We start from the raw sequence: 25,703 nt of genomic DNA on the forward strand, positions 1-25,703 counted from the left end.
GCTAGAAATGTTTTGTAGCACTAGTCATCATCAGCCAAATCGATAATCAGAGAAAGAGACTCCTTTTCAAGGGTTTAGCTGCTATCAACATGGCCCTCTGGATTTGGTCGTATACCAGAGTACACGACTAACTCCTCGTGTGATCGCGACATAAGAGAGCCTTGATGACTCATCGGCCATCGCCTGATCATAGGTGTTCTGAAAAAAACCAGACGCTCTATACAATGCGTTGCGCAGCGGATGCGGTAAGGCACCGGCTCCATCATCGACAACAATGGCTACTTCAGCCTGTAATCCCTTCGCCCGGTGGATGGTATAGCAGCGCACAGGTAGCGCCTTGTCGAGATGGCTTTGAAGGGTCTTGAGCGTCTCATTGCGTCGGCTCAACACCAACACCGCAGTCCGCTCCGAAGAGTTCCGACTTGCAGCGTGGACGCACTGAGCCTCGATCTCCTTTACCACTTCCGGCAGACGACTCTTGAAATCGAACCGTGTAACCGCCTGCACGCCATGATCACCTCGCTTGACAGTCCTGGCGGCCTGGCAGGTCTTTTCCTGCTTGAATATTACGCCAGCCAATACTCTCTCAGCGTCCCGAATAATGGGTTCCACGGAGCGGTAGTTGGTAGCCAGCGTCAGAACGGTACTTTTTCTGTTTCGCCCCTGGCTTGGAAAATGACGGTCGAAGTTCATGAAGAGTTCGGGAGAGCTTCCTCGCCAGCCATAAATGGATTGCCAGTCATCCCCTATCGCCATAAGACTGATTGCCCGCTTCTGACGGGCCAGATATCCATGGACGGCTTGCAGCCACAATACGATCTGTGGGGAGATGTCCTGAAATTCATCGATCAGCAGATGACTGAACGGCATCAGCATTTCCGGACGGATGCTCCGATCGTTTCGATTGAGCCGATCGGTAAGCTCCTGAAACGCACGGTTGAACGTCAGCAGGCCCCTCTCTTTCAGACAGGCTTCAAACGTTTTCCAGAAGAGCCCTAGGGCCTCGATAAAGATCTGCTCGCGAACGGAACACTGCACGCTATCGCTTTGCAAACGATCTACCCGTAGTCCCAGGCTTTCGATAAAGCCCGCCTGGACGTAGAACGCCTCAAAAAGCGGAACCGCTACGAACTCGCCCTCCAGCTTGAACGGCTTGAGTGGAGCGGGCCTGTTTCCTTCGCTTTCATCGCTTTCGTTAGCGATATTCAGCAGCTTGTCGACCTTCCTCTTGAACGCCGGGACGTCTGAATAGGCACGCTGGTAGGCCTGTTTGAGCAGGTCCAACTGCACAGGATGAAGACGGCCGCCTGTCAATGGATTGTCCAGCTCGGTAGCTGATGCCTTGCGATCGGACAGCTGCTCAAACCATACCGGCGCACCTAATGCGTCCTTGGCGAGCGTACCCATCGCCGAATGAAAGGTCCGTACGCAGCTGCGCGCCTGCTCAGCTGAAAAAGAGAACTTCCAGAAGGACAATACCTTGATAAGCTGCTCGCGCAGCTGCGCGCAGGAGTCGTTAGTAAACGATATGACTGTGAGCTGTTCGGGCTTGATATCCAGATGGCACAGCATGAAGACTACGCGCAGCACCAGCGTAGTGGACTTGCCCGACCCTGCACCTGCAAAGATGCGCGTAGCCGGGCTGCGGCTGACAATCATACCCCACTGCTCGTCTGACGGCGCTCGGATCACTCCTGCTTTGACGGCTTCGGCTACGCGCTCATGCATCGCCTGAACGTGCTGCTCGGTTATAGACAGTAACGCGGGCCCATAGAGTCCTTCCGTGGTAGCTCTATGGGCCTTGGGCTCAGACTCCAGAGGCTTCTTGGCTCGTCCGCTCGGCTTCGTTGATCGCTTGGTCGCAGTCACACTCTTGCTTTGAGCTTTTTTAGCCGTGGGAGCCGCCTTGCCACGCTTTGGAGAACCTTTTGCACCGGTTTCAGGTTTTTTGCGTGGGTTGACTTTCTGGGTGGGCTTACGGGTGACCATGGACTTGAGTTTATTGGTCAGCAACGAGCCCGCCTGCTTGCTTGGCTTGGGATGAGACAGCGGGCCATCACCATTGCTCTGCAGGTACTCCGTGGTACGTGGAAAATAGTTCGATAACGCCCCTGCCAGGTAGCGTTTAACAGCAGACAGCATGTGGATTCTATCCGGTTGAAACTCACCCTCAATGATACGGCGTTTTGGCTCGTTGTGCTGGATAGATAATCAGGGGAATGCTCAGTGTGGCTGCAACGAGCAGAAGCAAACTACCGGCACCCAAGCACCCTTTTGAAAAACCATGCACCATTACAGAGCACACCTGTGCACAGTCGGTGCGCATTTCATTACCAATATCTTTCTCAGGCGTAACAATGGTTTAGCGACTGTTACCAAATGTATACAGGCTTAATGATATCGAAACTGCCCTGATTTTATGCATTTACGCCATAAATATATGTGTAACGGACAAACATAAACCTGACTAATCAGTCATGTTTCCTTAGGTACAGCTTCTGCATAGAGCCCTGCGACGGGCATGAAATCCTGGAACTGTTTCCATGGATCTCCATGCCGTTAAACGGCCTGCTTGGTTGCCTTGGCCCTGTCTCGATACGCCATTCGGGAAGTGAGCAAAGCGCAATAGAAGCAGAAACCCATTTTATTCAAATTGACTCGGCGAGACGGGTTTCTAAGCCATGGGCCTAGTACGTCTCGATTGAGGGAGAGCAAATACGTAAGCGTTGCGTTAACCGTCCTGGCAGAGCGTATAGCGCCGCGCCGCGGACACTTTCCTTCTGCCTGTCAGCAGGAAAAGCACCATGGGGCGTTTCACTCGAACTCCTATAAAAATCATAAGGAAAATAGATGTCTACTTTGTACCGCGCCGGTTTTACCCTTTCGCTACTTGCACTTTCGCTTGCAGCTCAGGCTCAATCTCCGGCCCCTGATGATCCCAGCTACATCAATGAAGTCCAAAGCCTTCCCAATGTACAGAAGCCGGTCAAAGGCCAGGCAGGTGCCAAAGGATTTTTTGAAGACGATACGCTAACGCTGACCACGCGGAACTTTGCTGCTCGGGAGATCGGGCAAGACCGTTTCGGTTTCACCTATCCCAAGAACGGCTCCCGTCACTTCACTCATACTCGTAATACCTGGGTTCAGGGCACAGCGCTCAAATACAGCTCCGGTTATACGCAAGGTACCGTGGGGTTCGGTATCGATGTTGCTGGGTTCAATGCCATCAACCTGGAGCGAGGCAAGGGACGAATCGGTGGTGGCGGCAACCGTACGCTGGCAGACAGTGACGGTCATGGCCACGATGAATGGTCAAAGCTAGGGGTAGCTGATGTCCGTTTGCGTGTGTCCAATACCGAGCTTAAGGTCGGTCGCTTTCTGATTGATACACCCGTAGCCAGCTATAACGACAACCGCGCTCTGCCCTCCAGCTTTACCGGTTTCGGGATCGTCAGCGATGAATGGGACAACCTGTCGCTTCAAGCCGGCAGCTTCCGCCGTGCCAGTCCGCGAACCGGTGCAGGCGATGAGAAATTCACGACTGAATACGGTACACGCGAAGTCATTGGTGATCATTTGAGTTATCTGGGCGGTAACTACAAGCCGCTGGACGGGTTCGAGATCAGCCTCTACGGCGCACAGTTTGAAGACGTCTGGAACCAGTATTACTTGGGATTGAGCAAGACCGGCGGTGATATCAAGACGTTTGGCTGGAAAGCTGCATTCAATGGTTATCGTACCCTCGATCAAGGCGATGCGAAGGCTGGCAATATAAACAATACTGCCTGGAGCATGGCGCTTACCGGTAGCCATCAGGCTCACAGCCTGACGTTCGTGTATCAGCAGATTGAAGGAAACGAGTACTTCGACTATGCCCACGAGACCGCTGCGATCTACTTGGGCAACTCGATGTTTTCGGACTATAACGGGCCAAACGAGAAGTCCGCCCAGGTCCGGTACGAGACCGACTGGAGCTACTTCGGTGTTCCGGGTCTGACAACGGGCATCTGGTACGTTAAGGGCTGGGACATCGACGGTACGCATTACAATCCCGGCAGTGGCAATTACGCTAACTATGCCGAAGTACTACAACAGGACGGGGAAACCCACCACGAACTCGGGCTGGTCGGCACATACCAGGTCCAGTCCGGCCGAATCAAGGACAGCAAGTTCCGCCTGATGCTGACCCGTCACAAGGCTAGCCAGAATCAGGTAGACGGCAGCTTCAAGGAGATCCGCCTCGTTTCCACATTGCCATTCAACTTCCTGTAATACCGAAGGACGCGCTTCGGCGCGTCCTTTCTCACCCTGCTGGTCCATAGCAAATTGTAATAGTTTCGCTTTAGGCAAATGTCTATCGCCCGGTTAAGCTCTAGGCTTTCCACTCTATCCAAGGTGTTATGAACACGTCCTCCGAACCTCCCAGTCGACGCTTCCCTTCCATATCGAGCGGCCCTGCTCAGCGTCACGTTGCCACTTCCTTACGCCCTTTCTGTTTACCTCACAACGCCCTCTCGTTGCCACGGTGCCTGCTTGATCATCCCATCGCGCACACCGACGCTGTACACGTTCGGCTATTCAACTTCCAACAGATAGAGGCCTGATCCAAATGGAATGGATTGCTGATCCCACCGCGTGGCTGGGGCTTGCCACGCTGATCGTGCTTGAGCTGGTCCTAGGCATTGATAACCTGGTTTTTATTGCCATTCTGGCAGACAAACTGCCGCCTCACTTACGTGACCGCGCCCGCATCATCGGCCTGTCGCTGGCGATGCTGATGCGTCTGGGTCTGCTGGCCGGCATTTCGTGGCTGGTAACCCTTACCGCTCCGTTGTTCGAGGTATTTGGCAAGAGCTTTTCCGGGCGCGACCTCATTATGCTGTTTGGCGGTATTTTCCTGCTCTTCAAAGCCACGATGGAATTGCATGAACGCCTTGAAGGACATGTCGTTCAGGCACGAAACAGCAAAACCTACGCGGCTTTCTGGCCTATCGTCGCTCAGATCGTGGTGCTGGACGCGGTCTTCTCACTGGATTCCGTGATTACCGCGGTCGGCATGGTCGACCATCTTTCCATCATGATGATCGCGGTGATCGTCTCGATCGGGGTAATGATCGTTGCGAGCAAGCCTCTGACCCACTTCGTCAATGCACACCCTACCGTCATCATGCTGTGCCTGGGTTTCTTGATGATGATCGGTTTGAGCCTGACCGCCGATGGTTTGGGCTTTCATATTCCGAAGGGCTACCTGTATGCCGCGATTGGCTTCTCGATTCTGATCGAGCTGCTCAACCAGATCGCACGCCTGCGACGTCGTAAGAAGCTGCACGGAAACCATCCCTTGAGGGAGCGAACGGCATACGCGGTCATGCGCCTGTTGGGCGGGCGTAAGTTTGAAACGGACGAGGTGGATGACGAGATCACTGACCTGCTGGATGATGACCGAGATCAAAACGTCTTCCATCGCCAGGAACGCATCATGATCAGCAGTGTATTGAACCTGTCCGAACGGCCGATTCGCAGCCTCATGACGGTACGCTCCAATGTGGACTACATCGACCTGGCCAATACAGATGAGCACAATCGCCAGCGTCTGATGGACTCCCCTCACTCACGCCTGCCGGTCATACGAGACGGTAAAGTTGATGAGCCGCTGGGATTCATTCATAAGAAAGACCTGCTTCGTGAGTTGCTGGCAGGACACGATGTAGCATTCGATAGCGCTATTCATGTCCCTATCGTATTGCCAGAAACCTGCGGGGCCTTGCATGCGTTGGAACAGCTTCGCCATGCTTCGACGCACATCGCGTTTGTAGTCAACGAATTCGGTGATTTCGTAGGTGTGCTGACCATTACCGATATGCTTGAGGCCATTGCAGGTGATCTTCCAGACGCCAGCGAAATGGAAGTGCCCGATATCCGCAAGGACAAGGACGGCTTTATCGTCAGTGGTGGACTCCCGCTGGATGTTCTCAGGCAGCGCCTGGGCTTTCAGGCCAAGGCCACTCAGGACTATCAGACGCTGGCCGGCCTCGTCATGAGCCTGCTGGATCGGTTGCCTGTCAAAGGTGATCGCGTGGAATGGCTAGATTGGAGTCTCACCGTGACCGATATTGACGAGCGACGCGTTAGCCGCGTTTATCTTCGCAAGCGATAAGGCCATTGTCAGGCCTCTTGAAAAAGGCGGCTTCACGCCGCCTTTTCTGTTCGCCCGCATTTGCTCTTTCCCCTCATAAAGTTGCAACGTTTTGTCAAACTTGTCAGTTGAGACGCTGCAGGAAAGGACTTAACGTAATCAGCGTGACGCCGGGCCCCTCTGACGGTTCCTACCGCCATGTCGGAGTCACAGCTGGTACAACTTCGACTGTAAGGAGGGGCTCATGAACACCCTAGAAGCGTTTCTGTTCGCCGATTTTCTTGGTACGGCCACATGGTTGTGGCTTGCATTTCTGGCTGTCGTCATCACCCTGCTCACGCTTGATCTTGGGGTTCTGCATCGTGACAATCACGAGATAGGGATCAAGGAAAGTCTATTCCTCTCGGCAGGCTATATCAGCATGGGCCTGTTGTTTGCCGTATGGGTATGGTTCCAGAAAGGCAGTGACGCCAGCATGGACTACCTGACCGGCTTTCTAATCGAAAAGTCGCTCTCCATGGACAATGTGTTTGTCATGGCGATCATCTTCAGCTTTCTTGGCATTCCTCGACAGTATCAGCACAAGGTGCTGTTCTGGGGAATCATGGGTGTAATCGTCCTCCGAGCGCTTATGATTGGCCTGGGCGCAGCCCTTATCCATCAGTTCAGCTGGATCCTTTATGTGTTCGGGGTATTTCTTGTCGTCACCGGCATCAAAATGCTGTTCGCCAAGGTGGATGAAGCTCCAAACCTGGAAGATAACGTCCTGGTCAAGTTCTTGCGCAGACGGATGCGCGTTACGAATGAGCTGCACGAGCAGCACTTCTTTGTAAGGAAACCTAATGCTGCCGGTCACACAGTCTGGTGGGCAACACCGTTGTTCCTCGCGTTGATTCTGATTGAGTGTGCTGATCTGGTGTTTGCGGTGGACAGCGTACCGGCGATCTTCTCGATCACACAGGACCCGTTCATTGTCTACACCTCGAACATCTTTGCGATCCTGGGTTTGCGTGCACTCTACTTTGCGCTGGCTGCCCTGATTCATCGCTTCGCCTACCTCAAGTATGCGCTGGCGTTGGTTCTGGTGTTCATCGGAAGCAAGATCTTCCTGGTGGGCATCATTGGCAAAATACCTGCCGCCTTGTCATTGAGTGTAACGCTGAGCTTGCTGGCGGGTGGCGTACTGGTATCACTCTGGAAAACCCGGTCAACGGAACCTGCCAAGATCGAGCGCCCCAACGCTGAGCGCTGATCAGGTTAATGCTCAAGCCCTGGCGCCTTACTCGCCAGGGCTTCTGCCTTACCAATGCCACCAATAGGCGTGCGTGTTTGTCTTTGCCTGGCAGATTGGAAGCCATGATGTCAGTGCAAACTGACAAACGAATGGCTTAGGTAGGGGAGCCGGTGCAGGCTGAGGTACTGGCGCGGGCTCAGGTACGGGCTGCGGTTGTGGAGCCGGTACTGGCTGTGGAATGGGCACGGGCTTTGGTTGAGGTTGCGGCTCAGGCTTGGGTTGGGGCACAGGCGGAGTTGGGCTTGCCGCTTTTTGTGGCCCAATAGACACACACGAATTACTAGTCTCCACGTATTTACGCAAGATCGGCCATTGGATACGGTCCTTGCCGTCAACAGGCTCCACACTCAATACATAGTCGTCACCCCATCCTGGCCCGGCAGCCCAGACAGAGGCAGGGATACAATTTTCAGCGAGGTACTTGAGGGTATTGTCGAGCGCAGGTAACCAGGCAGGATTATTGTTCGGAACGCCGATTTCTCCCAGATAGCCTTTCTTGTTGTTGGCTTTCAACCACTCTACAAACGGCCTGACCCGATTGACACCAACCATAGGATCATTCATCCCAGCATCCCGAGGATTGGTGTAAGTGCCAGAGTTGTTATCGTCCAGGTAGGTATGCGCTGAATAAAGAATCTTGTCGGCCGGATCCTTGACGGAAAGCAGACCTGCACTTGAAGACGACGACCATAGCCAGGCACTGGAGAAGTTTTCACCTTCCACCAATATGTAATGGGTATTATCGATGCGGCGAATACCATCGATACCCGCCTGCATGATGGACGCCACCGTACCCGAGGTCGCATAGGGTTCATTCATCACGTCATAGGCGAATAAGGCAGGGTGACTTCCCCATGCTATTGCCATTCGATACGTGACATCACGAAACGCGTCTAGCGGGACGTTTCGACTGCCAATCAGCTGATTCTTGTACCGCGCAAAGTTATGCAGGTCCAGAATAACCCGCATATTGTATTTATGGGCGTAGTCCAGCGTCTGAGTTACAAGCCCAGCATAAGTTGGATCAAACGATGCGTAGGTGGTTTTCTGCAGACGTTCCCACAGGATGGGGAAACGAATGGTCTTTATGCCCTTTGCGCTCCACGCCTTGAAATACTGCTCCGTAGGAAAGATGTAGTTAAAGCCATTAGCGCCCGGCAGCACCTCGGCTGCAAAACTTGCACCCGACATGTTCAGACTTACCAGGTCGATGCCTGCTTCGGCCGTTGACAACGCGGATAACAATCCAGCAGCCAGCACTACCTTTATGGCGGCCACGGCAAAACCTCGGGGCTTTAAGATCGCACCCTTCATAGCAGCTTCCTTGCATGAGTTGATGTCTCCCTTCCCGCCTCTGTGTAAACAGAATGCGGAGGTAAAGGCCTCTCCAGCGCAGCGCAGGAAGGCCAGGAAGAACTATACGCGCTACGTTTGAAATCAAAGTGATAGCAGCGTCATAGTTATTTAGCTTTCACGATATGCCTCATGAGATTTGACGCAATGTTGTGCGCCAGATGTACTTTTGGGTTCAGGCGAAGCCGGCCTAGAAGATTGATCACACCTCCACGTGCGACATTCTCTGAATAGCGTATCGATGATCCAAGGCCCCAGACCGGTCGTGAATAGCGTTCCAATAGGAAGGAGGGAAACATCCCATTCAGCGTTACACCAAGCCAAAAGTGCAACGCGCAGCTAGGAGAGCTACTGGTTACAACGGCGGGAAAAGAAACGTACATGATTGACCTTTCCTGATGTGGGCGGAAAGGTACAGGCACATGCCTACGAACCCTTCTAGACAGGGTTCTTAGGCATCATTACCCCAAGAGCAGTTAAAGGAGAAATACCATCTCCTGTACACCAGTTTAACTACCCGCTGCGCATGAGCGTAGCGTATGGGCTGGAATCAGCCTGTCACCCATTCAGCCACAATGCGCGCCGCATCGGCCAGTACGTCATTGCGCGCTTCCGCCTGCTGGTTTTCAAGAGCGGAATAGAGAGCCAGCACAACGGGTGCACGGCGAGGCGGCCAGAGGATAGCCACGTCGTTGGCCGAGCCGTAATCACCCGTACCTGTCTTATCGCCTACCTGCCAGCCAGCCGGTACCCCGGCCCGGATACGCTTGCCACCTGTGGTATTGCCTTTCAACCACGCCTGCAACTGATGCTGTTTATCCGCAGCCAGCATGTCACCCAATGCCAGACGTTGCAGGCTCATTGCCATGGCCTGAGGGGTACTCGTATCACGAGGATCTCCCGGAATAGCCGAATTGAGTTCGGTTTCCCACCGATCGAGGCGAAAATGCGTATCGCCTATCGAACGGGCAAATGCGGTGACCGCTTCAGGGCCCCCCAGCTTTTTCATGAGCACATTGGCCGCGGTGTTATCACTGTACTGAATGCCTGCGGCGCACAATTCGGCAACGGTCATCCCAGTGGAAACGTGCTTTTCCGTCACGGGAGAGTATGTGACCAGATCGGCCCGGGTGTACGTGAGCCGTTCTTCGAGGAGCCCCGGTTCGTCTTGGCTTCGGGCGAGAAACGCTGAGGCGAGCATGACCTTGAACGTGCTGTTCATGGCAAACCGCTCATTGGCGCGATAGCCCAACTGTGCTCCATTTGCGGTATCGATGGCGCATACTCCAAGCCGTCCGTTCAGCTGCTGCTCCAACTTAGCCAGCCGATCTTGAAAGGAAGCATCATCCCGATTAGCGCCAGCCAGCGTACCTAGCGAATAAGACGCAGACACCACAGCGCTAGCCAATAAAAACGTTCGACGGTTCAGGATGACATTCATGGCGCGGGCTCGTAATCGACTATGTAGGAAAACAACCTACTGGTTACAGACGTCACGTCGCCGGTAACCAGTAGGGAAACGGTGCAAGCGTAGCGCTGATGGAAGTCGGCTTACCAGCACAAGCTTTCTCAGGATGTTTGCACAATTCGCAGTTTTGGTGCTTAGGCTCAGTGAACCCCATGTTGAAGTAGCAGCCTAGACGGTTTCGTCTAGGCTTGGGGTATCTGTATCAGACGTGGGCATTGCCATACTGGCCGTGCAGTAGCAGACGTGGGACGACCACTTCGTTCTTTTGTGACTTGAGGAGATCGCATGAAAATCACTGTTTTCAGCGCCCAGCCCTACGATCAGCGGTTTCTTGACGAAGCCAATAGACACCATTTCGCTCATCACAACTTCGAGTTCACCTATCAAAATGTCCCGCTCTCGCTTCAAACCGTTGCGCTCGCGCAGGGCAGCGACGCCATTTGCACCTTCGTCAACGATCAACTCGATGCGCCTGTTCTCGAAACACTCAAGGAATATGGGGTCAATGCGATTCTCCTGCGTTGTGCAGGTTTTAATAATGTAGACCTCGACGCTGCCGAGCGACTAGGACTCTTTGTTGCGCGTGTCCCTGCCTATTCACCCGAAGCAGTGGCCGAGCACACCATTGCGCTTATCCTTACGCTTAACCGGCATACGCATCGGGCTTATAACCGCGTCCGCGAAGGCAATTTCATGCTGGAGGGGCTGCTGGGGTTTACGCTGCATGGCAAAACGGTCGGGGTTATCGGCACCGGCAAAATCGGTTTGGCAACGGCCCGCATCCTGAAAGGATTTGGCTGTCGCCTGCTGGGATACGATCCCATGCCTGCGCCTGAATTCAAGACGCTTGGGGATTTCGTTGACCTCGACATGCTACTGGCACAATCGGACATCGTGACGTTGCACTGCCCCTTGATGGACGCAACCCGCCACATTATCAATGAACGCACCTTGGCCGAGATGAAGCCCGGCGCCATGCTCGTCAATACCTCCCGCGGCGGACTGGTGGACACGGCCGCTGTTATAGAGGCACTGAAGAGCCGTCAGTTAGGCGCCCTGGCCATTGATGTGTATGAGCAGGAAAGTTTCCTCTTCTTCCATGATCGCTCATCCGACATCATTGATGACGATGTCTTCCAGCGGCTGATGACCTTTCCCAATGTGATTGTGACCGGACACCAGGGCTTCTTTACCGTCGAAGCGCTACGCGAGATTTCCGAGGTGACACTCCGTAACCTGGAATGCCTGGTGAACGGGACAGCATGCTCCAATGTGCTGATCAACAGGGATCCGGCCGGCCGCTAAGGGAGCCCCGTCATGTGGCAACAACTATACGACCCGCTTGGTAACGCCTATCTCTCGGCTTTGGTGGCCGCTGTTCCTATCTTGTTCTTTCTGACAGCACTGACGCTTCTCAAGTTGAAAGGGCTGACCGCCTCCCTGTTGACCCTGGGCATTGCCGTGGTCTCCTCTCTGTTTCTGTTCGGCATGCCCCTTGGCAAAATCCTGAGCGCCGCACTGTTGGGCATCGCCAACGGTTTATGGCCGATTGGCTATATCGTGCTGATGGCGGTGTGGCTTTACAAACTGGCAGTCAAGAGCGGCAAGTTTGATGTCATCCGTGGCAGTATTGCCACCATTTCTGAAGATCAGCGCATTCAGGTCATCTTGATTGCGTTCTGCTTTGGTGGCTTTCTCGAGGGTGCTGCAGGCTTTGGTGTACCTATTGCCATCTGCGCGGCGCTTCTGGTCGAGTTGGGTTTCAAGCCGCTCAAGGCTGCCATGCTGTGCCTGCTGGCCAATGCTGCGGCTGGCGCCTATGGCGCCATCGGAATCCCGGTAATTGTTGGCGCGCAACAAGGCTCTGTGCCGCTGGATGACATGGCGCTGATGATGATCGCCATTGTTCAGCCAGCCACCCTGCTTATTCCGACGCTCTTGATCCTGGTACTGGATGGGTTGCGTGGCATCCGTGAAACATGGCCGGTCCTTTTGTTGATCGGCGTGCTATTCAGTGGTCTGCAGACGCTTACGCTGTATCTGCTAGGACCGGAGCTGGTGGATATCATCGCCCCGCTTGTATCCATGGGAGCCCTTGCGCTGTTCATGCAGGTCTGGCAGCCCAGCCGTATCTATCGCGAGTCTGACGCACCGCCACGCTCTACACAGCGTTGGTCTCTGATGCAGGTTCTGGCAGCCTGGTCGCCTTTTTATATTCTGACCGGAATCGTGCTGCTGTGGAGTCTGCCCGCATTCAAATCGCTGTTTGCAGCGCAGGGCCCGTTGGCGGCCAGTGTGCTCAAACTGAATGCCCCGTTTCTTCATCAGCAGATCGAAGAAATTCCACCAATTGCCGCTGTAGCTCATACCTTACCCGCTACCTGGAGCGTTGCGCTAATCAGCGCGCCGGGAACAGCCATTCTACTTTCAGTACTGTTAACCACACTGCTTTCTCCTACGCTTTCATGGCAGGGTGCAGGCGAGCAGTTGAAGCAGACCATAAAAGAGCTGTGGCGTCCCTTGATCATGATCTGCCTCATCATGGGTGTTGCCTATATCGCCAATTTTTCAGGTGCCTCTTCTACCATCGGGCTTGCCTTGGCAGAAACCGGAAGCATCTTTCCACTGCTTTCTCCTGCTATCGGCTGGCTGGGCGTTTTTATCACCGGCTCGGTGGTCAACAACAACACGCTGTTTGCCCATCTGCAATCCGTGACAGCGCTTCAGATTGGCACCAGCCAGGCACTGCTTGTCGCCGCCAATACCAGCGGCGGCGTGATGGCCAAGCTGATTTCACCACAGTCGATCGCCATTGCCGCAGCCGCCGTGGATCAGGTAGGCGCTGAATCTTCGATTATGAGAATGGTGCTTCAGTACAGCCTGGCACTGTTGGCGTATGTTTGCGTCTGGACATTCATACTGTCGCTGCTGATTTGACGGTTACATCATCCACCAGCAGCGTTGAAAAGTTAGTGATCATTTCTTCAGGAGTTTGCTCATGTTCGTGCCCGGCCGCATTGAAGTCGATCAGGTTGCCAATGGATACCTTCCTGCCATGCATTTGCTGCTGGAATATACGGTCGACCCTGTTTCCTCAAACCAGCATGCTCACTTTCATCTCTCAGGCCACGTGGGCCAACGTGCGGTAGAAGAAAAGTTTTCCATGCACCGAGACGAAGCCTATAACTTCCTGGCGGAAATTGATCATCGCCTGCGCCGCTATGGTGTGCCTCTACCCAAGGCGAGCGTCTTTACGCATCACGAGGATTACGACCAGATGTTTGAAGATTTAAGAGGAAAACTGCATACCCAGCCGGGAGATCCCATAGATCTCGACCGGTTGGTAGGTGGTGAGTAAGCTGTCAGGGAGCGTTTAACAGCTCCAGCTTTATCGCCTGTCCGAGTCGATGCCTACCTGAGCTCTAGAACTCAGGCGCATGAGGCGGACTTTTATTACTGCTTGATACGCTCAAGAATCTGATTGGTCGTTGCGATGGCTTGCTTGTTGTTCTTTTCAACATCTTCACGAATCAACATAGCCAGAACGGTCAGAATGGAGGACCGGCAGATCTGAGACATCTCGCCTGACTCTTCCATCAGCAGGCGATAGAGAATCGATGAGGCAAGCTTACGGTCATAGGGTGGCAGTGAGTCGCTGCTGGCTAAAAGGGTAAGCTCTTCATTAAGCACGGCGTAGGCGTCCATTCGGCATATCCATAATGTTGAGCCTGGGCGCGGCTCTGATAAAAATGCCCTGAAAGTGAAGATCCTGACGATGGATCCCTGTACGCGAGCTTTGAGACACGACGTTTAAAAGAGTTTAGTGCCAGCTGTCGCTTCCATAGGCCATTGATGAGATTAGTCGACTCCGTCTCAATTCAGTTCAGGAAATCGCATCCCTTGTTTCCGCTGACAGACGGCGGTCTGCTCCAGCAATGACTGCGTCAAGATGCAGGACCCGGTTTGACTGCACGTCGTCAAAGCAGCTGCAAGAATTACCTGACTATTGAGCCTGAAAGGACCTAGCCATGGATGTTTTCGAGAAAGCGGCACTCTTCAAGAAGCTTCATACGTATGATCAACCGCTGATCCTACCCAATCCATGGGATGCCGGTAGCGCCCGCATATTGAGCCGGCTTGGCTTCGAGGCCTTGGCAACGACCAGCGCAGGATTAGCCTTCAGCCTGGGGCGCCAGGATGCACGCGGGAGCCTTTCCCGTGATTGCGTGTTGGCCAATGCGGAAAGTATCGTTCTGGCAACCGACCTGCCGGTCAGCGCAGACCTGGAAAACGGCTTTGGTGACTCGCCAGAAGCAGTGAGCGAAACGATACAGCGGGCGGCTGAAATAGGACTGGCAGGCGGCTCGATCGAGGATGCCACCGGCAACGCAAGCTCGCCTCTCTACGATTTCAACCATGCGGTGGAGCGTATCGCGGCTGCAGCTGAAGCCGTAAAGGAGCTGGGTTACCCTTTCATGCTGGTCGCACGTGCTGAGACCTATACCTGTGGTGGTGCAAGCCTCGATGATACGGTGCGGCGTCTCCAAGCCTACGAAGCAGCAGGAGCAGATGTCTTGTATGTACCCGGGCTGCCTGATCTGGAAGCCATACGGCTGATTTGCGAGTCCGTATCCAAGCCAGTCAATGTTGTGATGGGCCTGTCTGGAGCGAACTATAGCGTGAGTGAGCTGGCCGAAGCGGGAGTCAAACGGATAAGTCTGGGTAGCTCATTGGCGCGAGCGGCATGGAGTGGATTTATCGCAGCGGCGTTGGAAGCTCGCGATGAAGGCACATTCGGCTTTGCCGAAAGCGCCGTTTCTTTCGCAGAAATCAACAGCTGGATGAACAGAGACGGAGAGTAAAACGCATCATCCTACTGAAGGTACCTCATTGCTTCCAGGCTGGCCCATCAACTGCCCAACCAGGGCACGTGCCAGCTTGAGGCATTCGAGGGCCGCCTGCTCTAGTGTTTCCTGACCGGAAAAAGAGGAAGCATCGATCAGCGTCATGGCAGCATCAAGCATCTGGGCCTGATTGGAAAACTCATTCCTCAGCTCTGTATCTGAAAGATCAGTCATTAAATTGGCGTCTGTCGCTTGACCATCTGCACGTCCATCATTGGACGCGTGTTCCCTCAGGATCAGATTGATGAACGCATATTCATCCTTTGTAAGATCAAAAGCGCTACCCTCCTGCTGTGCAGCAGGATTTAGCAATCTGTCCGCCGTGCCTGTATAACGTGTTTTCATGATTGATCGTGATGAACTACATCTGAATGTTCAGTATCAATTCGCTCGACCAGTGTTATTGACAAGTCATTAAGCACATGATCCACCTGTTATACGTATCGGTTATCGAGGCGTTAACTTAAGGGCAGCAGGATAAAAGCAACAGTTGTGCCAGTTGGCAACAGCTATGTTTGAGCGGAGAGCAGCCTCCTTACCTAAATGCCTCTAACGCATAATCAACAAAACTGCGGAGTTTGAGTGAGCGATAACGGTCCTGGGAATAGACTAGGTGCATGGGTCTGCTGGGCAATTGATAATGGTCCAGCAGCTTGACCAACCTGCCCTGCTGCAGATCTTGCCACACGAGGACGTTAGGTAGCATAACGATCCCGATCCCACTGAGCGCGGCCTGCCGAAGCCCCTGGGCACTATTGACTATGACACGGCCACTGATATCGATGGAAACCTCGCCTTCCGGTCCGCTCAAGCACCAACGCTTTTCGGTCCATCGCCACTCCGTGCCGGCAGGATAGGCGAAGGACAAGCATTCGTGGTGGGAAAGCTCTTCCGGCCGTTCTGGGTAACCATGCCGCTGTAGATACTGAGGCGATGCACATATCGTCAGGCGATAGTCCATCAGTGGTCGGGCAATGAGCCGTGACGCATCCAGCGTGCCCAGGCGAATGGCGACATCGAAACCCTCCTCAACCAGATCGACCACTCGATCCGTTAATACCACGTCGAGCCTGATTTCTGGGTACTGGGCCAGATAGTCTGCCAAGGCAGGCATCAGGCATTCCGAGCCAAACGTGGGCGGTGCCGTGAGACGTAAGACTCCATGAGGGTTAGCCTGCGCCTGCTCAGCCAGACGCTCCGAATCGGCTACGAGACCCAGCACCTCGACGCACCGCTGATAATAGACCGACCCGAACTCTGTCAGGCTTTGCCGCCGAGTAGTCCTGCGCAAAAGACTCATGCCGAGGCGCTTCTCCAACGCGCGGAGATGGTTGCCGACCATCGTAGTGGACAATCCACACTGTTCACCTGCTGCAGTCATGCTGCCGCTTTCGACTACACGTACAAACACCGTCATGGCTTGATAAAGATCCATTTTAAAGCCTGAATTCAAAGTGATAGAACAATCATAGCGTTTATCTCATATTGCTACATAAAGATACTCAAGCCTTCTCTAATAGGAGGCTTTATGACAGCTATCTCTTCAACCTCTACCTTCGCATTTGGCCAGACGTCTGCATTTACAGGCTCATCCCTGCCCTTGATGCAGACATATAGCCCGTTGACGGTCAGCTTTGTAAGGGGCAAGGGAACGCGAGTTTGGGATCAGCAAGGAATTGAATATCTGGATGCTGTTGCGGGTATTGCGGTAACCAATATAGGTCACTCCCACCCGCGGATTACCCAAGTCATTCAGGAGCAGGCCGACCTGCTGATGCACACCTCCAATCACTACAGCATTACCTGGCAGCACGAGTTGGCCGAGCGTCTGACACAACTTACGGGTATGCAGCGCGTATTCTTTGGCAATTCGGGCTCGGAGGCCAACGAGGCCGCTTTTAAACTTGCCCGTCGGTATGCTCAGCATAAAGGCGTCTTAACACCCAAGGTGGTCGTGATGGAAAATGCATTTCATGGGCGCTCACTCGCCATGATATCCGCCAGCGACAGCCCTAGTGTTCGCAACGGCTTCGGGCCGTTGATCAATGACTTTGTCAGGATACCGTTTGGTGACTTGGACGCACTTGACGCCGTAACCCAACGGTATGGTGACCAGATTGTAGCATTGCTGATTGAGCCCATTCAGGGAGAAGCCGGCGTGATAACGCCACCCGTGGGTTACCTCACCGCGTTACGCACGCATTGCACGCGCAACGGCTGGTTGCTCATGCTGGATGAAATTCAGAGCGGCATGGGTCGTACAGGTGCCTGGTTCGCCTATCAACATGAAGGCATCCAACCCGACGTCGTTACAATCGCCAAGGCGCTTGCCAATGGCTTGCCTATTGGCGCTTGCCTGGCAGCTGGCATTGCTGCCGATCTTTTCACACCAGGAAGCCATGGCAGTACCTTTGGTGGAAATCCGCTCGTATGCCGAGTGGGATGTGCTGTGCTGGATGTTATCGAGGAAGAAGGCTTGGTCCTGCATGCGGCACAACGGGGTACACAGCTCAAGGACCGCCTCGAGAACCGCTTGAGCCACCTCCTACAGGTTCAGGCAATACGCGGCCATGGTCTCCTGCTGGGCATTCAATTGAATAAGCCCTGCCGATCATTGATGCAACGGGCGCTTGACCGGCATCGCCTGCTAATCAATGTTACGCGGGAAAATACTATTCGCCTGTTACCGCCATTGATCATCAGCGAAGCGGAAGTCGACACGCTTGCGGACGCCATACACGATCTGATTAGCCAGGAGTGGTAACCATGGATATCTGTCTTGATGGCAAGACGGTGCTGGTCACAGATGCAAGCGCTGGTATAGGGGCTGGTATTGCAAAGCTATTGGCTGCCGAGGGTGTCAACCTCGTTCTGCTTGCCAGGGATACGGAGCGGTTGCAGGCCGTTGCTTGTGAGGCGTCCATACTGGGCGCCCCTACCGTAAAGCTTCTTACAGGGGACTTGGCTGATGAAGATGCGTTGCACAGCGTGCTTGAAGCGATCGAAGGCAGCGTCATTGATATTCTGATCAATGCAGCGGGCGCCTCGCGTCCTGTCGCATTGATGGCAAGCGAAGAGGAGTGGCGCCAAGCCTTTCTGCTCAATTTCATTGCAGCCCGGCGGCTGACCCATGCCGTACTTCCTGCTATGCAGAACAGACGTTGGGGTCGGATCATTTCAATCAGCGGGTCCATGGAGCCGCGCAGCCTGAACGCGGCGAGCGCAGCCAAGGGTGCGCTGCATCTCTGGTCGAAGGGACTGTCCTGTGAGGTCGCCGTGCAAGGCATTACCGTCAACTGTATTGCGCCGGGTCGAATCCATAGCAGGCAGGTCATGACCCAGCTGCACCCTTCTGCTGAAGCCAGGGCCGACTTCGTTCAGCGTCATATTCCGGCCGGTTATTTTGGCGAGCCTGAAGACGTTGCTGCATTGATCGCGTTTCTCGCCTCACCACTGGCACGCTACATCACCGGCGCGGTTATTCCGGTAGATGGCGGTATGCATTATTTTGCACACTGACATACGAACCCTATCTGATTTTATCTCCAGAGGGTCCAGAAAGGCTTCGTTGCCTCTGCCACGCAGCCGCTCGACTCAAACCGGGATGCGAGTCAGCTACCCTAAAAGGAAAGGCGGTCGGTGCTGGACCAGACTGACCGCCAAGGTAGCACCTAGCGAGGCTGTAAACGCCAGCTATGAGACTCGAACTGAGCGGCAGGCTTAAAACGCATCACGATTGCCATCAGCACCACAATACCGAATGCCATCAGCAGCCATGCCTGGGAAAGATTGGTTGAGTGCTCTCGTATCAACCCCGCCAGGAAGGGCATACCGCTGGCAATGATGTAACCGCCCCCCTGTACGAACCCCATCAATGCGCCGGCGCCTTTGGCATCGCTGACGTGATCCATAGTCACGATCAGGGAGAGCGGAAACAGTGCGCCGATTCCGATACCGAGCAATACGGCGGCGGGAATGGCCATTGACAAGGGCGCGATCACGAGTCCTGCCAACCCCGCCAATATCAGCAGCAACATACCTAATAACGGAACACGCCGATCAGGAAAGCGACCAATGAACATTGATACGGAAAGCCCTGCTGCTACTTCCGTTAGCGTCAGTGCGCCGAGCAGATAGCCGCTGTCAGCTGCAGACCACCCCAACTGAACATAGAACGGCGGGAGCCAGGCGAGTACCAATGTATACGCACCAGTACCGATACCAAAAGCCGCCATCAGCAACCAGGCTCTACCGGCACCCAACGGGAGCCGGACGGGCGCGGTGGCGGCTGGTGCAGTTTCATGTGAGGCAGTCTGCCTCCACGCCAGCGCACCCAGGACTGCAGGAACGGACCACAGGGCAAAAGTGATTTCCCAATTACCGGTGATCTGTGTCAGCGGCGACGCTGACGCTGCAGCAAGCGCGGCCCCACCCATGATACCGGTGGTGTAAAGGCCCATCAGCATACCTACACGGGTAGGAAAGTGACGTTTGATATAAGCGGGCAGTAGCGCCTGTACCAACGCGATACCCAGCCCTGCAAGCATGGCCGTCAAGACAAGCCCGGTTGTCGAAGGCAGCAGCCAGCGTAATACACCTGCCAGCGCAATCGCCGTTACGCCAGCCATAACCCCTTTATATTCCCCCAAAAGCACCTGAAGCCATGAGCCAAACAAGGCGCCCACGCCCATTGCAAATACGGGCAATGTCGTCAGCAGACCTGCCGAAGCATTGGTAAGCCCAGTCGTATGCTGGATTTCATCGAGCAATGGTCCAATCGCAGCCAGGATGGGCCTTAGGTTAAGGCTGACCAGCATCAGGGCCAACACTACTGGCCAGGTTCTACAGGTGTGGTTCGAGGCAGTCATGCACAACTCCTTTTTGATTGTCTGGATTGACCTCTCTATAATTACCTTAATACAAAGTATCTTAACGTCAAGATATGAGGATACAACATGACTGATCGAGCCCTGCTTGCTGCTCAGCAATGGAAAACTCAACGGCCGGATATAGACCCCTTCCCTATGCAGGTCCTGGGGAGATTTGGCGAGCTTGCCCAGCTGATTACGCGGGATTACATCAACCCCTACTTTGCCCGCTATGAATTGCATCCGGGCGAGTTTGATGTATTGGCCACCCTGCGGCGCTCGGGAGAGCCATTTGCATTGACGCCAACGGCGCTTTATGAGGCGGCAATGATCTCCTCAGGTGGCATGACCAACCGCCTGGATCGTCTGGAGCGCGCCGAATTGATAGAACGGCGCAAACACCCCTCTGACCGCCGCGGTACACTGGTCGCCTTGACAGACAAAGGGCGAATGCTGATCGATGAGATGCTGGCGCCACATGTTGAAAACGAGCGCCAGGTATTGGCCGCACTGACCGCTGCAGAACAGCATCAACTGGATCAGCTCCTGGGCAAGCTGATCGCAGGCCTTTCGAAGGGTGTGTAATACAGAAGGTCATTAAATAAAAAGAAAACTGTCTATGCCGCTTCGCTTTTCTCTCGGCTACAGTCATGTCACGTCACATGCTGTGACCTGCGTCGCTCGGACGGTTCCGGGCGCTTACGTCTATCGAGGAAAACATGGCTGACTCCAGCTCCATGCGTCGCTTCACGCGTATTGATCGTCTCCCCCCTTACGTTTTCAACATTACCGCTGAACTCAAGCTGGCCGCTCGCCGTCGTGGCGAGGACATCATCGACCTGAGCATGGGTAATCCGGACGGCGCCACACCGCCTCACATTGTGGAAAAGCTGTGCCAGGTCGCCCAGCGTGAAGACACTCACGGCTACTCCAGCTCTAAAGGCATCCCTCGCCTGCGCCGCGCCATCTCGCGCTGGTATCAGGATCGTTATTCAGTCGAAATTGATCCGGAGTCCGAAGCCATCGTCACGATTGGGTCAAAGGAAGGTCTCGCCCATCTTATGCTGGCAACCCTGGACGCCGGCGACACGGTACTGGTACCCAACCCCAGCTATCCGATTCATATCTATGGTGCTGTTATTGCAGGTGCCCAGGTACGCTCCGTACCGCTGGTACCGGGTATGGATTTTTTTGCCGAGCTTGAGCGGGCTATTCGCGAAAGTATTCCCAAGCCAAAGATGATGATCCTGGGGTTTCCATCCAATCCCACGGCTCAATGCGTTGAGCTTGAGTTTTTCGAACGCGTCATCGCCCTGGCCAAGCAATACAACGTTCTGGTCGTTCACGACCTCGCCTATGCCGACATCGTGTTCGACGGCTGGAAGGCACCGTCCATCATGCAAGTACCGGGTGCCAAGGACATCGCCGTCGAGTTCTTCACTCTGTCCAAAAGCTACAACATGGCCGGCTGGCGAATCGGCTTCATGGTAGGCAACCTCGAGTTGGTCAACGCGCTCGCGCGTATCAAGAGCTACCATGATTACGGGACATTTACGCCATTACAGGTAGCTGCGATTGCGGCATTGGAAGGCGATCAGCAATGCGTTCGTGACATTGCTACGCAGTATCAGCAACGTCGGGATGTGCTGGTGAAAGGTCTCCATGAAGCGGGCTGGATGGTTGAGAACCCAAAGGCATCGATGTATGTCTGGGCCAAAATCCCTGAAGCCTATGCGCACCTGGGCTCGCTTGAATTTGCCAAGAAGCTGCTGGCGGATGCCAAGGTATCGGTCTCACCCGGGATTGGATTTGGAGACTACGGGGACGACCATGTCCGCTTCGCGTTGATCGAAAACCAGGACCGTATTCGTCAGGCCGTGCGGGGTATCAAGGCCATGTTCCGGGCCGACGGCATCCTTGCCAAACCCGCGGCTCAAAAGGCTGTAAGGCTGTAAGGCTGTAAGGCTGAACAAAGGCTAAGGCGGACTGCCTTAGCCTTCTTCTCGACTAACGTGAATGCTTAAGTGCACGCTCCTGGGCATGACGCTCCTGCGCCAGCTCAATCAGCCGGGTGATCAAATCCTGATAAGACAGCCCGCTAGCTTCCCAGAGCTTGGGATACATGCTGATATTGGTAAAGCCCGGGAGTGTATTAACTTCATTGATCAAGACCTCGCCACTGGCTGTCAGAAACACATCGACCCTTGCCAATCCCGAACATCCCAGCACCTTGAATGCGTCCAACGCCAGTGAGCGTATGCGCTCGCTGATCGCAGACGGCAGATCCGCCGGGACATTGACCTCAGCCGCTGCATCATCGATATATTTGGTGTCGTATGAGTAGAAACCACTGTGCACAACGATTTCTCCGCACGCACTGGCGACCGGCTCCTCGTTTCCGAGAACTGCACACTCGATTTCACGGCCCTTGACGGCCTGCTCCACCAACACCTTGGTATCGTAGGCAAATGCCTGAGCCATCGCATCAAGGTATTCGGCTTCCGTTTCCGCCTTGCTGACACCTACGGACGAACCTTGATTGGCAGGTTTGACGAACACCGGCGTCCCCAACGCTGCGGTGACCTCACTGAATGAAGTGCGGGCAGCGGTCAGGCGGCTGAACGTTAGGAAAGGAGTAACCGGTAATCCCGCATCACGCAGTAGCCGCTTGGTAACATCCTTATCCATGCAGACAGCAGACCCCAGCACGCCAGACCCCACGAAAGGCAAATCGGCCATGCGGAGAAGCCCTTGAAGAGAACCGTCTTCGCCCAAGGGGCCGTGCACAATCGGGAAAATGACATCAATTTGCCCCAGCGCCTGGGCAGAAGAGGTTTCAATCAGTTGCTGCTCACGCTGTCCTGGCACAAGGGCCAAGGCTCGATTGGACCGATTGAGTGCAATGAGCGCGGGGTTCTCAGCGTGAAGCAAATAATCGGACGCATCATTGAGATGCCATCGGCCTTCCTTGTCGATTCCGATAAGAATGACCTCGAATTTCGCCTTGTCGATGGCGTCGACAATATTTTTGGCGGATTGTAATGAAACCTCATGCTCCGAAGAGCGACCGCCAAAGATGACCCCTACTCGCGTCTTGCTCACGACCCTGCTCCTCAAGCGTTATACGCAGCCATAGGATACAGGGCAGAAGCGATTTGAAAATCGGGGCTATTGAATTATCGATTAGAAAACTGATTACGCGAACCAGAATCGCCCAGCCTGAATAAAACACAGTTGTCAGGCACTAACGCCCTGATGCTGCCATTCGGCTTCAAGCTGAGCCTCCAGCAAACTCAAGGTATTATAGGCTTCCGAGTAATCCAGAAAAGTTTTCTGGACGAGCAGGCGGGCCTGGTCTACCTTTATCTGGTACTGACGAATTTCCTTCTGCAGCTCTACGAGCCGTCTCGCCTTATCTCTTTCCGCCACGCCATCACCCTCCATGAGACCTGAAAAGAGGCGGGCTATTATGTGCTGCAGATCACATTACGAAAATACCGTCTATCTATCCTTTTAGACCGTTCAGCGGCTTTATCATTGACTAATATCAAAATGATATCTAGCGATATGGCTATGATCTTTTACCTCTTCTAAGATAAAAACAGACATGCCAATCCTGGGTCTTTGTTCTTGATGATCGGAGACATACTGGTAAGCCGTCATGCTTCCTTCATCGCGCATTCATCATTTCTTAACATTCGATACGTAACATTTATATCGACCGCTTTAGTTTCCCCACGGTTACCCGTTCTAAGGCGGTCATTTATTCTCTTCGCCTGATTTAACTCAGCATCTAATTTCTTTACTCAATCACCCTTCCCGCCTGTATTCCCGGCTCTGCCCAATGGCTGCACTTGCTGGTGTGACCGATGCCTGGGTTGAAGCTATTGCATGGATCGAGCTTGCGGTAGAACGCTTTTAGGCCCGGCTTGGCATGGTAGAGATGGCCCACGTTGTGTTCTGCCGGATACTCTGCACCACGCTGATCCAGTAAGTCCCACATGCGATGCTCAATCGCCAGACAGTCATTACCTTTCTTGACGATGTAATCCTGATGGAAAACATGGCAGAAGAAATGACCGTAGTACAGCTTATGGACAAGCTTGCCATCGAGGTCAGCGGGAAGCGTTTCGAACCACTCCCGGTCATTGCGTCTCAATGCGATGTCCAGCGCCACGATGTCTTCCACCTCCTTAGGGTGAACGTCCCGATAACGTATCGCTGCGCTGGCAGCGGCAAAGCGATGCAGGAACGCCTTGCGCCCTTCCTCAGCGGTACACCTGAAATAGGCACCACGGGCTTGATCGAAAAAGCTGTCCAGATAATGCTGCGTCTCATCGATCAAAGGGCCCGCGACCTTGAGTATCAAATGATGCTCATACTGATCCCGATACGCTTTCATTCGCTTGGGCAGATGGCTTGGGAACAACCGGCTCAGTGCCTGCAGAACCCGGTCACCCAGGTGCGATGGTAGAAAGCTGAAACGATTGAATACCTCATCGAAACGGCTCTTGAGCGAGAACAACTTGGGCAGTCGTTCGGTACCCAAGCGGTCGATGATGAGAAAAGTGTCTTTGCCGTAGGCTTCTGCGACGTCGAAGGCATCCCGATGCATATACTCACCGGCAATGGGCAGTTGCGAGAAGTTGGCGAGCATATGCCGCCGGATTTCCGTAAGGTCGGCGGTATCGTTAGTGCCGATATAGAAAACCGCGGTATCTTTCTCGATGGGAAAGGTATCCAGCCGAACCGCAAAAACAGCCAGCTTTCCTGCGCTGCCAGAAGCCTCGTACAAGCGGCTCGTGTCGGCGTTGAAGCGCGCCGGGGTATCGGCATCCACCTCCCGCACATGGCTGGTGTAGCCCTTGTCAGAACCGGCCCCTGCGTCACGTTCGATGTCGGCTTCACTGTACTGGTGATTATCCAGCCGCGTCAGGATTTCCTCCGGCGTACTGCCTAGCGCAACACCAAGGTGATTGACCAGATGAAGCTCACCACGCTCATCCAGACGCGCATAAAGCGCCATCTGGGTATAAGCCGGGCCGCGCTGGATGAGCGAACCGCCTGAATTGTTACAGACACCACCCAGCACGGACGCACCGATGCAAGAGGAGCCAATCACCGAATGAGGCTCCCGGCCGTGAACTTTCAACTCTCGCTCCAGCTGATCAAGGGTGGACCCAGGAAAACAGATCACCTGCTCTCCATTCATGATCAGCTGGATCTTCTTCATGCGCATGGTATTGATGAGCACAATGTCACGGTCGTAATCGTTGCCGTCGGGGGTTGATCCGCCTGTAAGTCCTGTATTGGCCGCCTGCATGATGATAATCGTATTGGCTTTCACACACGCCTTGACCACCTCCCACTGTTCCAGAAGCGAACCGGGCTGAACGACAGCAATCGCATCACCCGTACCAAAGCGATACCCGCTGCGAAATCGCTTCGTGCGGGAGGGGTCGGTCAATACGTGCTGAGGGCCGACCACTCCTTTCAAATGGTGAATAAGCGCCTCCCTGTCATGAGCAATGGCGTCGTCTACAGCAGGAGCGACGGACGATGACGCGTGCATAAGAACTCCATAGGCAGTAGCTAAAGATTGGCTTCCTCTATGGTAGACCTGGCCTACCCGCGCTTCCACCCACTCGCGGCGAAGGTCTAATCCCGTGAGAAACTGCCG

General features: G+C 54.2%; 21 protein-coding genes and 1 riboswitch. Of the genes, 11 read left to right on the forward strand and 10 right to left on the reverse strand.

The features are described 5' to 3' along the window. Positions 1-84: 84 nt before the first annotated feature. A complete protein-coding gene (locus JQR90_RS22445; RefSeq protein ID WP_073450698.1) occupies positions 85-2,142 on the reverse strand; it encodes a UvrD-helicase domain-containing protein in 2,058 nt (685 codons plus the stop codon). A gap of 708 nt (positions 2,143-2,850) precedes the next feature. Between JQR90_RS22445 and JQR90_RS22450 the strand changes: the two genes are divergently transcribed. The 3 genes from JQR90_RS22450 to JQR90_RS22460 all read left to right on the forward strand — a co-directional run bounded on the left by JQR90_RS22450 (position 2,851) and on the right by JQR90_RS22460 (position 7,388). Then, positions 2,851-4,272, forward strand: coding sequence for an OprD family outer membrane porin (locus JQR90_RS22450; RefSeq protein ID WP_434140814.1), 1,422 nt, complete (start codon positions 2,851-2,853; stop codon positions 4,270-4,272). Between the two features lie 337 nt (positions 4,273-4,609). After that, positions 4,610-6,157 (forward strand): TerC family protein, encoded by a 1,548-nt coding sequence (locus JQR90_RS22455; RefSeq protein ID WP_010798603.1) that lies wholly within the window; start codon positions 4,610-4,612, stop codon positions 6,155-6,157. 223 nt (positions 6,158-6,380) lie between these two features. Then, positions 6,381-7,388 carry a TerC family protein gene (locus JQR90_RS22460; protein WP_010798604.1) on the forward strand — a complete coding sequence of 336 codons (1,008 nt, stop codon included), beginning with the start codon at positions 6,381-6,383 and terminating at the stop codon, positions 7,386-7,388. Positions 7,389-7,436: 48 nt separating this feature from the next. Here JQR90_RS22460 and JQR90_RS22465 read toward each other — a convergent pair whose 3' ends face one another. Both JQR90_RS22465 and JQR90_RS22470 read right to left on the reverse strand, forming a co-directional pair. After that, complete coding sequence (locus tag JQR90_RS22465; protein WP_010798605.1) at positions 7,437-8,744, reverse strand: glycoside hydrolase family 5 protein; 1,308 nt, start codon at positions 8,742-8,744, stop codon at positions 7,437-7,439. Positions 8,745-9,228: 484 nt separating this feature from the next. Next, a riboswitch (Fluoride riboswitch) is annotated at positions 9,229-9,290 on the reverse strand. Positions 9,291-9,333: 43 nt separating this feature from the next. Further along, a complete protein-coding gene (locus JQR90_RS22470; RefSeq protein WP_010798607.1) occupies positions 9,334-10,224 on the reverse strand; it encodes an extended-spectrum class A beta-lactamase LUT-1 in 891 nt (296 codons plus the stop codon). Between the two features lie 312 nt (positions 10,225-10,536). Between JQR90_RS22470 and JQR90_RS22475 the strand changes: the two genes are divergently transcribed. The 3 genes from JQR90_RS22475 (at position 10,537) to JQR90_RS22485 (ending at position 13,609) form a co-directional block, all read left to right on the forward strand. Then, positions 10,537-11,556, forward strand: a complete 1,020-nt coding sequence (locus tag JQR90_RS22475) for a 2-hydroxyacid dehydrogenase (RefSeq protein ID WP_010798608.1) — start codon at positions 10,537-10,539, stop codon at positions 11,554-11,556. A 12-nt stretch (positions 11,557-11,568) separates the two neighbouring features. Then, the gene (locus tag JQR90_RS22480; RefSeq protein WP_434140815.1) at positions 11,569-13,188 is read left to right on the forward strand and encodes an L-lactate permease; all 1,620 of its coding nucleotides are present in this window, start codon (positions 11,569-11,571) and stop codon (positions 13,186-13,188) included. Between the two features lie 61 nt (positions 13,189-13,249). Next, positions 13,250-13,609 carry a DUF5064 family protein gene (locus tag JQR90_RS22485; protein ID WP_010798610.1) on the forward strand — a complete coding sequence of 120 codons (360 nt, stop codon included), beginning with the start codon at positions 13,250-13,252 and terminating at the stop codon, positions 13,607-13,609. A 95-nt stretch (positions 13,610-13,704) separates the two neighbouring features. On the opposite strand, the gene JQR90_RS22490 is transcribed toward JQR90_RS22485, so the two are convergent. Further along, positions 13,705-13,956, reverse strand: a complete 252-nt coding sequence (locus tag JQR90_RS22490) for a hypothetical protein (protein ID WP_010798611.1) — start codon at positions 13,954-13,956, stop codon at positions 13,705-13,707. Positions 13,957-14,279: 323 nt separating this feature from the next. On the opposite strand from JQR90_RS22490, the gene JQR90_RS22495 reads away from it, so the two are divergent. Then, entirely contained in the window at positions 14,280-15,113 is an 834-nt protein-coding gene (locus JQR90_RS22495; protein ID WP_010798612.1) for an isocitrate lyase/PEP mutase family protein, read from the forward strand. Positions 15,114-15,119: 6 nt separating this feature from the next. Here JQR90_RS22495 and JQR90_RS22500 read toward each other — a convergent pair whose 3' ends face one another. Both JQR90_RS22500 and JQR90_RS22505 read right to left on the reverse strand, forming a co-directional pair. Continuing rightward, complete coding sequence (locus tag JQR90_RS22500) at positions 15,120-15,500, reverse strand: hypothetical protein (protein WP_010798613.1); 381 nt, start codon at positions 15,498-15,500, stop codon at positions 15,120-15,122. Between the two features lie 190 nt (positions 15,501-15,690). Next, positions 15,691-16,590: a LysR family transcriptional regulator gene (locus JQR90_RS22505; protein ID WP_073450695.1), complete on the reverse strand. Its 900-nt coding sequence runs from the start codon at positions 16,588-16,590 to the stop codon at positions 15,691-15,693. Positions 16,591-16,758: 168 nt separating this feature from the next. Between JQR90_RS22505 and JQR90_RS22510 the strand changes: the two genes are divergently transcribed. Together JQR90_RS22510 and JQR90_RS22515 are read left to right on the forward strand one after the other, a co-directional pair. Continuing rightward, positions 16,759-17,919 carry an aspartate aminotransferase family protein gene (locus tag JQR90_RS22510; RefSeq protein WP_037031147.1) on the forward strand — a complete coding sequence of 387 codons (1,161 nt, stop codon included), beginning with the start codon at positions 16,759-16,761 and terminating at the stop codon, positions 17,917-17,919. Between the two features lie 2 nt (positions 17,920-17,921). Then, complete coding sequence (locus JQR90_RS22515; RefSeq protein ID WP_010798616.1) at positions 17,922-18,674, forward strand: SDR family NAD(P)-dependent oxidoreductase; 753 nt, start codon at positions 17,922-17,924, stop codon at positions 18,672-18,674. A 152-nt stretch (positions 18,675-18,826) separates the two neighbouring features. On the opposite strand, the gene JQR90_RS22520 is transcribed toward JQR90_RS22515, so the two are convergent. Then, entirely contained in the window at positions 18,827-20,023 is a 1,197-nt protein-coding gene (locus tag JQR90_RS22520) for an MFS transporter (RefSeq protein ID WP_010798617.1), read from the reverse strand. Positions 20,024-20,110: 87 nt separating this feature from the next. Here JQR90_RS22520 and JQR90_RS22525 point away from each other — a divergent pair, with 87 nt between their 5' ends. Continuing rightward, entirely contained in the window at positions 20,111-20,608 is a 498-nt protein-coding gene (locus JQR90_RS22525) for a MarR family winged helix-turn-helix transcriptional regulator (RefSeq protein ID WP_010798618.1), read from the forward strand. Between the two features lie 134 nt (positions 20,609-20,742). Beyond that, the gene (gene alaC, locus JQR90_RS22530; protein ID WP_286790833.1) at positions 20,743-21,978 is read left to right on the forward strand and encodes an alanine transaminase; all 1,236 of its coding nucleotides are present in this window, start codon (positions 20,743-20,745) and stop codon (positions 21,976-21,978) included. A 52-nt stretch (positions 21,979-22,030) separates the two neighbouring features. Here the strand turns inward: alaC and ddlA are convergent, their stop codons facing one another. From ddlA to dld, 3 genes are all read right to left on the reverse strand, one after another. Next, on the reverse strand, positions 22,031-23,125 hold the full coding sequence (gene ddlA / locus JQR90_RS22535; protein WP_010798620.1) for a D-alanine--D-alanine ligase: 1,095 nt from the start codon (positions 23,123-23,125) through the stop codon (positions 22,031-22,033). A 135-nt stretch (positions 23,126-23,260) separates the two neighbouring features. After that, a complete protein-coding gene (locus tag JQR90_RS22540; RefSeq protein ID WP_010798621.1) occupies positions 23,261-23,452 on the reverse strand; it encodes a hypothetical protein in 192 nt (63 codons plus the stop codon). A 373-nt stretch (positions 23,453-23,825) separates the two neighbouring features. After that, a complete protein-coding gene (dld, locus tag JQR90_RS22545; RefSeq protein ID WP_407363499.1) occupies positions 23,826-25,595 on the reverse strand; it encodes a D-lactate dehydrogenase in 1,770 nt (589 codons plus the stop codon). Positions 25,596-25,703 lie beyond the last annotated feature (108 nt).

Origin of the sequence: Pseudomonas sp. JZ114 (assembly GCF_051027705.1) — a bacterium.
Lineage (GTDB): Bacteria > Pseudomonadota > Gammaproteobacteria > Pseudomonadales > Pseudomonadaceae > Chryseomonas > Chryseomonas luteola.